General features: G+C 64.1%; 9 protein-coding genes. 1 reads left to right on the top strand and 8 read right to left on the bottom strand.

Going from position 1 to position 8,965, the window contains the following annotated elements; translation table 11 throughout:
* The 6 genes from VLE48_08325 to VLE48_08300 form a co-directional block, all read right to left on the bottom strand.
* Positions 1–187, bottom strand: a 187-nt coding sequence (locus tag VLE48_08325; GenBank protein ID HSA93002.1) for a hypothetical protein, incomplete at its 3' end; no start/stop codon positions are given.
* A 12-nt stretch (positions 188–199) separates the two neighbouring features.
* Positions 200–1,672, bottom strand: a complete 1,473-nt coding sequence (locus tag VLE48_08320) for an aldehyde dehydrogenase family protein (GenBank protein ID HSA93001.1) — start codon at positions 1,670–1,672, stop codon at positions 200–202.
* Between the two features lie 89 nt (positions 1,673–1,761).
* Positions 1,762–2,571 (bottom strand): enoyl-CoA hydratase/isomerase family protein, encoded by an 810-nt coding sequence (locus VLE48_08315; GenBank protein ID HSA93000.1) that lies wholly within the window; start codon positions 2,569–2,571, stop codon positions 1,762–1,764.
* Between the two features lie 45 nt (positions 2,572–2,616).
* Positions 2,617–3,264, bottom strand: a complete 648-nt coding sequence (locus VLE48_08310; protein ID HSA92999.1) for a TetR/AcrR family transcriptional regulator — start codon at positions 3,262–3,264, stop codon at positions 2,617–2,619.
* A 29-nt stretch (positions 3,265–3,293) separates the two neighbouring features.
* On the bottom strand, positions 3,294–3,671 hold the full coding sequence (locus VLE48_08305; GenBank protein HSA92998.1) for a hypothetical protein: 378 nt from the start codon (positions 3,669–3,671) through the stop codon (positions 3,294–3,296).
* An 89-nt stretch (positions 3,672–3,760) separates the two neighbouring features.
* A complete protein-coding gene (locus tag VLE48_08300; GenBank protein ID HSA92997.1) occupies positions 3,761–4,813 on the bottom strand; it encodes a dihydrodipicolinate synthase family protein in 1,053 nt (350 codons plus the stop codon).
* A gap of 165 nt (positions 4,814–4,978) precedes the next feature.
* On the opposite strand from VLE48_08300, the gene VLE48_08295 reads away from it, so the two are divergent.
* Positions 4,979–5,521, top strand: coding sequence for a cytochrome c oxidase assembly factor Coa1 family protein (locus VLE48_08295; GenBank protein HSA92996.1), 543 nt, complete (start codon positions 4,979–4,981; stop codon positions 5,519–5,521).
* Here VLE48_08295 and VLE48_08290 read toward each other — a convergent pair whose 3' ends face one another.
* On the bottom strand, positions 5,522–6,544 hold the full coding sequence (locus tag VLE48_08290; protein HSA92995.1) for a DUF1028 domain-containing protein: 1,023 nt from the start codon (positions 6,542–6,544) through the stop codon (positions 5,522–5,524).
* A 122-nt stretch (positions 6,545–6,666) separates the two neighbouring features.
* Positions 6,667–8,965 (bottom strand): carbamoyl-phosphate synthase large subunit (gene carB / locus VLE48_08285; GenBank protein HSA92994.1); only part of this gene is annotated, 2,299 nt, incomplete at its 5' end.

The following is an 8,965-nucleotide window of genomic DNA, read 5'->3' as shown; positions in this document are numbered from 1 at the left end:
CGTTCTCCCACTTCGGCCGCCCCTTGTAGTGGCCGAACTGGATCTCGTTGGTCTCAATGGCGCCGTACAGGGTCTCGACCTTGAACTCGGCGATCTCCTTGGGGTTCACGCCGATCTCTTTGCGCCACTCCTCGAACAACCCCGCCCAATCGCTGAACGTTCCGATCTTGAAGATTTTTCCCGGCATGATCGCTTTCCTTTATAGATTCACCCAGACGCTCTTGAGTTCCGTGTAGTGCTCGATGGCGTGCATGCCCAACTCGCGGCCGAATCCGGACTGCTTGTAACCGCCGAACGGAAGCGCCACGTCGTACAGGTTGTAGGCATTCACCCACACCGTGCCCGCCTTCAGTCGGCGCGCCACGGTGTGCGCCTTCTTGATGTCGTTGGTCCACACCGCCGCCGCCAGACCGTAGATGTTCTGGTTGGCGAGTGCAGCCACTTCCTCCGGATCCTCGAAGCTGATGGTGGCCAGCACCGGCCCGAAAATCTCTTCCTGCGCGATGGTCATCTGGTTGTCCACGGCGTCGAAAATCGTGGGCTCGATGAAATATCCCTTGCCCCCGTCCACCGACGCGCGGCTGCCGCCGGCCACCAGGCTGGCGCCTTCCTGCTTGCCCTTCTCGATGTAGGCCAGCACGGTCTTCATCTGCTGCTCGCTGACGATGGCGCCCAGGCGGGTCTTGGGGTCGAGCGGATCGCCGGGCTTGAGCTTCTTGGTGCGATCCACCAGCTTCTCCATGAACTGGTCATGGACCTTCTTCTCCACGAACAGGCGGGAACCGGCGGCGCAGACTTCGCCCTTGCCGTAGAAGATGCCGTTGGCAGCGCCGCGAATGGCGGCTTCCATGTCGGCATCGGCAAACACGATGTTGGGCGACTTGCCGCCCAGCTCGAGCGTCAGACGCTTCACGGTGTCAGCCGCGCTGCGCATCACTTCCTTGCCCACCACGGTCGAGCCGGTGAAGGCGACCTTGTCCACGCCGGGATGTTTCACCAGCGCCATGCCGACTACCGAGCCCTGTCCCGGCAGGATATTCACCACCCCCGGCGGCACACCCGCTTCCAGCATCAGTTTCCCGATGCGCAGCGCGGAAAGCGTGGTCTGCGTGGCCGGCTTCCAGATGACCGTATTGCCGGTGGCCAGCGCTGGCGCGATCTTCCAGGCCGCCAGAAGCAGCGGGAAATTCCACGGCACAATGGCGGCTACCACTCCCACCGGCTCGCGCAGCGTGTAGGTGAACGCATTGGCGCGCGAGTTGATGGTCTCACCGTGGATCTTCGTGGCCCAGCCCGCGTAGTAGCGGAAGACGTCGGCCACGGTGGGCACGTCCACGTAGCGCGACTCGAAGATAGGCTTGCCGTTATCGAGCGTTTCGATCTCGGCGATCTCCTCGATGTCCCGCTCGATGAGGTCGGCAACGCGCCACAGCACCTTGCCACGCTCGCTGGCGGTCATCTTCTGCCAGGGGCCGCCCGCGTCGTCGAAGGCCTTGCGCGCCGCGGCCACCGCGGTCTCTACGTCCTCCAGCGTTCCCTGGGCGATGTGCGTGAGCACCTCGCCCGTGGCCGGATTCACCGTCTCGAACGTCTGGCCGTTCGACGAGTCCCGCCATTCGCCGCCGATCAGCAGCTTGCCCGGTTCGATCTTCGCTTTGGTTGCCGTGAGCATGATTTGGTTCTCACTCCTCCGATTGCACCCCAAGGTCCTTCGCTTCGCTCAGGATGACGGCGGCGGGCTCGGACACCCGCCGAGCGCCGTCATTTCGCTTTGAACGTCGCCGGACGCTTCTCCACGTAGGCGTTCAGGCCTTCCTTAGCGTCCTGGCTCTTGAACAGCAGCGATTGCAGCTCGCGCTCGACGGCCAGCGCCGACTCCAGCGGAATCTCCCAGCCGGTCTGCACCGAGCGTTTGATGTGGCCCACCGCCATGGCCGCCTTGTTGGGCGGGCAGAACTGCCGGGCGTACTCCATCACGTTCTCCATGAAGTTTTCGCGCTCGAAGATGTCGTTCACCAGGCCCAGTTCTTTGGCCTCCTCGAACGAAAAGGTGTTGCCGGTCACCATCAGCTCGATGGCCTTGGACTTGCCGACGATGCGCGACAGTCGCTGCGTCCCGCCGGTGCCCGGCAGTACGCCCAGGTTGATCTCCGGCAGTCCGATCTTGCCGGCGTCGCGGCGCGCAATGCGCAGGTCCGCGGCCATGGCGATTTCCAGGCCGCCGCCTACGGTGTGTCCGTTCAGCGCGGCGATCACCAGCTTCGGCGTGTGCTCCAGCCGCAGCAGCGTCTCATTGGCGTGCAGGCAGAAGTAATACTTGAAGACAGGATCCACGCTGGCCAGCATCTTGATGTTCGCGCCCGCGGAGAAAAACTTTTCTCCCGCGCCGGTCAGAACGATGACGTACACGTCGTTGTCCATCCGGGCCTTGAGGATGGCCTCGTCGAGCTGGCGGTTCATCTCGTAGGTGTAGGTGTTGGCCGGGGGATCGTTCATCTCGATCACCGCCACGCCCTGCTCCACGCGATAGTTGACAAGCTGTTTGGTTGCGGTTTCGGTTGCGGTTGCCATCGAAAACTCCTTCCCAAGATTCCCTGTGTCCAGGGTGGAATGTGGTCAGCGGCGTCCGTTGCGCTTGCCGCGCGTAGAGCCGCAAATCCCGCGCAGGAACAGGTCGCCCATCTGCCGGGCCAGCGCCTCGGCATCGGCATCCACGCGCGGGTTGTACCAGGTATAGATCCAGTTCATCATGCCGAACAGGCTCAGCACCGCGATGCGCGCATTGAATTCTAGCCCCTTGGAGCGCTTCAGGTCTTCCAGCAGCCCCAGCGCCGTTCGATAGTACTGGCGCTTGATGGCGGCGATCTGCGCTCCATACGTGTTCTTCAGCACATCGGCTTCGTGGGAGAGCACTTTCATCGCCGCGGCGTTGGCCAGAAAATAGTCCAGGTGGTTCTCCACCAGCACGCGCACACGCTGTTCCGGATCGCGGACGCCTTCCAGCCGTTCCTGCAACCGCTCCAGGATGGTGGAGAAGGTGTGCTTCTGGATGAGGTAGAGCAGCTTCTCTTTGCTCTCGAAGTAGTAATAGAGCCCGGCCAGCGACGTGCCCGTGGCGCGGGAAAGGTCGCGCATGGAAGCGCCTTCATAGCCCTTTTCGCAGAAGACTTCGGTGGCATGCTCCAGGATCTCAGCCAGGCGGCGGTCGAAGCGCCGGTCGGCGGGCAGAGCGGTGTCGAGTCGGGGGCTGGCAGCTGTGGGCACAGGGGTATCTCGAACGAACGTTCGATATTCTAGGGCCTGCGGCCCCGTTTCGTCAAGCGCGGCCCGCCGGCCGCAAGATAGGCGCGGTCGAGCCAGGTGAGCGCGTCCCGCAGATCGGCCTCCGACTGCATCTCGAAAGTCATCCAGCGTGCTTGCGCCATTTCCGACGGGCCGATGCGCGGATCCTTCCTCGCTCGGGCCTTGAGCGGAGAATCCGGCGGCAGCCTGAAAATGAACGAGGTGGGCGAACCCATCGAGCGCGTCTTAGGCAGGGCGGCGAAGACGTTCTTGCCGCGATAGAAGCTGAGGAAGCCGAACATGGGCCGCGTGCTCACGCCGGGCCAGCTCTCTAGTTCCCCGCCCAGCATGGCCGCCCAGTGCTTCATCTCTTCAGAGACCTGTAACAAGACCGGCCGGCTCGCGCCTTGAGACGTTCGGCGGGGAGTGCGCGCGGCGAGCGCGTCCGCGCGTCTGGCCTTGGGTCGGGGCGCCACGCTCAGTTCCGGATCCCGGCCAGCAGCCGTTCGATCTCCTGCTTGAGCTCGGCGGTCGGCGGCAGCAGGGGCAACCGCGGAGGTCCGCCGTAGTAGCCGTTGAAGTCCATGGCGTACTTGACGCCCGGGATGCCAAACTCGCCCACGATCTTCTTCGCCGCCTCTGCGATCCGCTGCTGCTTTTCTTTCGCCAGCGCCTGGTCATCTTCCTTCCAGGCGGTGAAGATCTCGTAGCAGGCGGTGGGCGCGCAATCCGCAAATGCCAGAATGGCTCCCACTGCGCCCACGTCCAGCGAATCCTTCAAGGTCTGCGCCGAGCCCACCAGCACCTGGAAGCCCACCTCTTTGGTGCGCGTTTTTCGCATCGGTGGCGCCTGGACGGCCGCGCCCCCGCCTCCACCCGTGAGGACAGAAGGCGCGATCAACCCCGCGTCCCCTGCCGCCACCGGTGACAACATTCTTCCCGTCACTGCCGCGAACACTTCGGTTACAGTCGCGGTACGCCGCACCTCGCGAGTGCCATCCACCATGGCCTTCACCTTGGCTATGTCCCCGCTGGATTCCTTGATGCCGATCAGGTTGGGATGTTCGGCCAGCGCTATCACCACTTCCGCCGGGATGTCATACCCCGTGTTGGGCGGGAAGTTATAGATGATCACCGGCAGAGGCGAGCGGTCCGCCACCGTGCGATAGAAAGCCAGCATGTTCGCCGGTTGCATCTGGCGCTTGTAATAGTGCGGAGTGCGCACCATGGCAACGTCGTAGCCTAGCCCGGCGGCGTACTCGGTCAAGCGCAGCGTCTCGCTCGCTGACTCGATCCCCGTCCCCGCAATCAACACTTTCTCCGGCGCTGCCGCATCGCGCGCCACACGGAGCACGTCTCGCTGCTCTTCGTCGCTGAGCATCAGGGCCTCGCCCGTCGAGCCCAGCACCACGATCCCGGCCACCGGAGTCTTCGAATAGCGCTCGACGTTAGCTTCCAGCTTGCGGAAGTACACCGCGCCATCCGGATAGAAGGGCGTCGTGATGGGTGGAAAGATGCCGTGAAGGAGCATGGGACCCTCGTCACACCCTTCAGCCATCAGCCGCAAGAAGCGACCGCAGCCGAAGGAAAGCGGATAATCCAGCATACACAGGGAAGCACACCGAACGCACGGACCCATTGCTTCGCGAACTCATTCGCGGTACAGTCCGGCCGCATCCTCTCCAGGTGGTGGCTCATGCACTGTCCTAGTTGCAACCTCGACATTCCCCTGGGCGCCACGGTGTGTCCCGGCTGCGGACGCATCCTGAGCGAAACAGCCGGTGGCGGGCCCATCTCGCCCGGCCTGCCCGGCGTGCCCCAGAAGAGCTGGCTGGGACGCAATTGGAAGTGGGTCGTCCCCGTGGGCTGCTTCGGCTTCATCGTGCTCATCTTCGCCTTCGTCGCCCTCATCCTGGCGGTGGTCTTCGGCTCGATGAAGAACGAGGAAATCTACAAACAGTCGGTAGCCAAGGCCCGCGCCCATCCCGCCGTAGTGCAAAGGCTCGGCACTCCAATCGAGGAAGGCTGGATGTTCACCGGCTCGTTCAACATCACGCCCGAGCACGGCGAGGCCAAGATCGGCATTCCCATTTCCGGTCCGCGCGGCAAGGGCACCATCCACGTGGACGCTGTCAAGCAAGCCGGCGAATGGCAGTACAACATTCTCGAGGTCGAAGTCGAGGGCGATTCCGAGCGCATCAACCTGCTCGAGGAGATGCCGGGCGTGCAGGAGCAGTAGCTAGTTCCCGCTTCCCTTCCCTACGATCCGCTCGATCAGGGCGGCATCATCCGGCAGCAAGCCGGACTTGGGCAGCCGGGGCGTCAATTCGCGCCAGCTCGGCTGCAGCTTAAAGGCTTTTTCGAACAGCGGCAGCGCCTCCTCCACGCGCTTCATATTGACCAGCGCCACGGCATGCCAGTAGGTCATCTCCGCCAGGCGGCTCGCTGGAATCCCCTCCGAGCTTGCTGCCAGGGCTTCGGCGGCTGCGTACTCCCGGAGCGCGGCTTCGTTGTCCTTGTGCTCGACGGCGAGGTCTCCGGCGTTCATGTGGTTGTAGGCCCGCTGCAGCGTCACCAGCCGCCGCAACTCCTTGAGCGGTTCTTCGCTGTCATCCACGCGCAGATCAAAGACGCGGTCTTCCCAGGGCTTACCCGAGGACTTAGCCCTCACGACGATCAATGCCGCGGATTGCGTCCCGCGGATATCTCCGCCTACCGCCTGCGCCGCATCGAGCGCGGCGAGCATGCGGTCGGCCAGGTCACCCTTGGTTTCTTGATATGCCTTGGCCATAGCGGGCCAGACCTTGTCGTTTGCCATCAGGTTGGCCTGAACGGAGAACTGCGCCCCGACGATGTTCCCCGCCGCATGAATGTCATTCTTGCCGGTGTAGGCATCCACGCGCCCCTGGGCATCGATCATTGCCACTTGGCGGACCTCGCGGCCGGCGTCCGCCGCCAGCAACCCGCGCAGGGCCTCGGGTGCGCTTCGGCCTGCCCGCATCAAATCCAGCCCCAGCTTGCCGTAGCTTGGATCCACAAACGACTGCGTGGCCACGGCACCCACCTCGGATTCCGCCCACGGAACGATCTGCCCCACCGAAAACCAGTGCGACTGCACCGCCACGCCCAACTCGCCTGTCTGCGGGTCGCGGGCCACGATGGAGAAGGTGGAAACGGGACGAAGGGGATGCGGCCGCTCCTGTGCGGCTAGGTCGGTGGAAAGGAGGCTCAGTAAGACGATAGTCAATACGGCAGGTTTCATTGCGGCACCTCAGACGGCGGATTGTAGCAATCCCGAATGGCTGTGCGGGAATAGGGTTTCCGCGCTGCGCTCGGAATTAGGAACCGGAATCCCTCCGTGTCTCCGTGTCTCTTTGGTGAGGATTACTTCGCGGTGGCTTCCTGCCCGGCATGCAATTGCTGCAGCGCCCGCACGCTGATCTCGCCCCGCTGGCGTGCAGCGATGCCCTCGGCAGCGGCGCGGGCCGCCGACAACGTGGTGATGGTGGGGATATGGTGGGTCACGGCGGCGCGGCGGATAGCCTTCTCGTCGAACCAGGGCTCGGCGCCGTGTGGCGTATTGATGACCAGTTGAATCTTGTCTCCCTTGATGAGGTCCACCACGTTGGGGCGCCCTTCCTTGACCTTGTAGACGCGGTCCACCACCAGCCCGGCCCGCTCCAGCGCATCGGCGGTGCCGTGCGTGGCCACAATGCGGAAGCCCAGTTCGGAAAAGCGCTGTGCGATGGGCACCGCAGCCGGCTTGTCGCGGTCGGTGACGCTGAGGAAGATCGTCCCCGCGGTGGGCAGCGTCAGGCCGGCCGAGAGCTGCGCCCGCGCAAAGGCTTCGCCGAAGCTGTCGGCCACGCCCATCACTTCGCCCGTGGACTTCATCTCCGGACCCAGCACCGTATCCACACCCGGAAACTTCGACCACGGGAACACGGGCGACTTCACAAAGTAACACCCGCCGGTCGTGAGGTCCGTAGTGCGCTCGACGTGTTCCGGCAGGAATTCCCGCAGCTTGCGGCCTACCATGAGCCGCGCCGCGATCTTCGCCAGCGGCACCCCCGTGGCCTTGGAAACGTAGGGCACCGTGCGCGAGGCGCGCGGGTTGACTTCGAGCACGTAAACCCGGTCTTCGGATTTCTGCGCGTCCCCCTCCGCGGAACGCGGGCTCCGCCGCTGGATGGCGAACTGGATGTTCATCAGTCCGACGACGCGCAGCGCGCGGGCCAGGCGGAAGGTGTAGTCGCGCATGGTGGCGATCGCAGCCTGCGGGATGTCCACCGCTGGCAGCACGCAGGAGGAATCGCCGGAATGGATGCCGGCTTCCTCGATGTGCTGCATGATGCCGGCGATCACCACGTCCTCGCCGTCGGAGAGCGCGTCCACATCCACCTCGGTGGCATCTTCCAGGAAGTGGTCGATCAGCACCGGACGTTCCTGCGAGTAGTCCACCGCTTCTTTCATGTAGTGGATGACGGAATCGTCGTCGTAGGCGATGACCATGGCCCGCCCGCCCAGCACGTACGACGGACGCACCAGCACCGGGTATCCGATCTGATTCGCTGCTGCCACGGCCTGCTCCACGCTGGTGGCGGTTGCGCCCGGTGGTTGGGGGATGGCGAGTTCCTCCAGCAGCCTGCCGAAGCGCTTGCGGTCTTCCGCCAGGTCGATGGATTCAGGCGAGGTCCCGATGATGCTCCCGCCCGCTGCCTTGAGCGGCAGCGCCAGGTTGAGCGGCGTCTGTCCACCGAACTGCACGATCACGCCCACCGGCGCGCCCCCCGACGCTTCGTGCTCGTACACCGCCAGCACGTCCTCGAGCGTCAGCGGCTCGAAGTACAACCGGTCGCTGGTGTCGTAGTCGGTAGAGACCGTCTCCGGATTGCAGTTGACCATCACCGTCTCGTAGCCATCCTCGCGCAGCGCGAACGAGGCGTGGCAACAGCAGTAATCGAACTCGATTCCCTGCCCGATGCGGTTCGGCCCCGAGCCCAGGATGATGACCTTCTTGCGGTCGGTGGGCGCGGCTTCGTCCTCTTCTTCGTAGGTCGAGTAGAGATAGGGGGTGTAGCTTTCGAATTCGGCGGCGCAGGTGTCCACGCGCTTATAGACGGGCGTGACGCGGTGCTTCTTGCGCAGATGCCGGATCTTGTTGGCCGCAGCCTGCCCGTCCGGCACGCGCCACGCAACTCCAAGCCGCGCGTCGGAGAGTCCGGCGCGCTTGGCCGCCAGCAGCACCCTGGCCGGCGCCGACTCCAGCGGGTGCTTCTCCACCTCCATTTCCATCTCCGTGATCTCTTTCATCTGGTAGAGGAACCACGGATCGATGGCCGTCATCTTGGCCAGTTCTTTGACGGTGTGTCCCTGGCGAAGCGCGTAACGCAGATAGCTCAGCCGCTCGGGATGTGGCGTCACCAGGCGCTGCGTCAGGATGCGCGGCTCGATTTTCATCGAGCCCGGCCGCTTTCCGGTCTCCAGCGACCGCACACCTTTCATCAGCGCTTCCTTGAAGGTGCGGCCGATGGCCATCACCTCGCCCACCGACTTCATCTGCGGGCCCAGGGTCTCGTCGGCGCCGGGGAATTTTTCGAACTGCCACTTGGGAATCTTCACCACCACGTAATCGAGCGTGGGCTCAAAGCATGCCGGCGTCTTGCGCGTGATGTCGTTCGGG

The sequence above is a fragment of the Terriglobales bacterium genome (assembly GCA_035454605.1).
In the GTDB taxonomy this organism is placed as follows: Bacteria; Acidobacteriota; Terriglobia; order Terriglobales; family Acidobacteriaceae; genus DATMAB01.
This window is presented reverse-complemented; position numbering and strand designations above follow the sequence as displayed.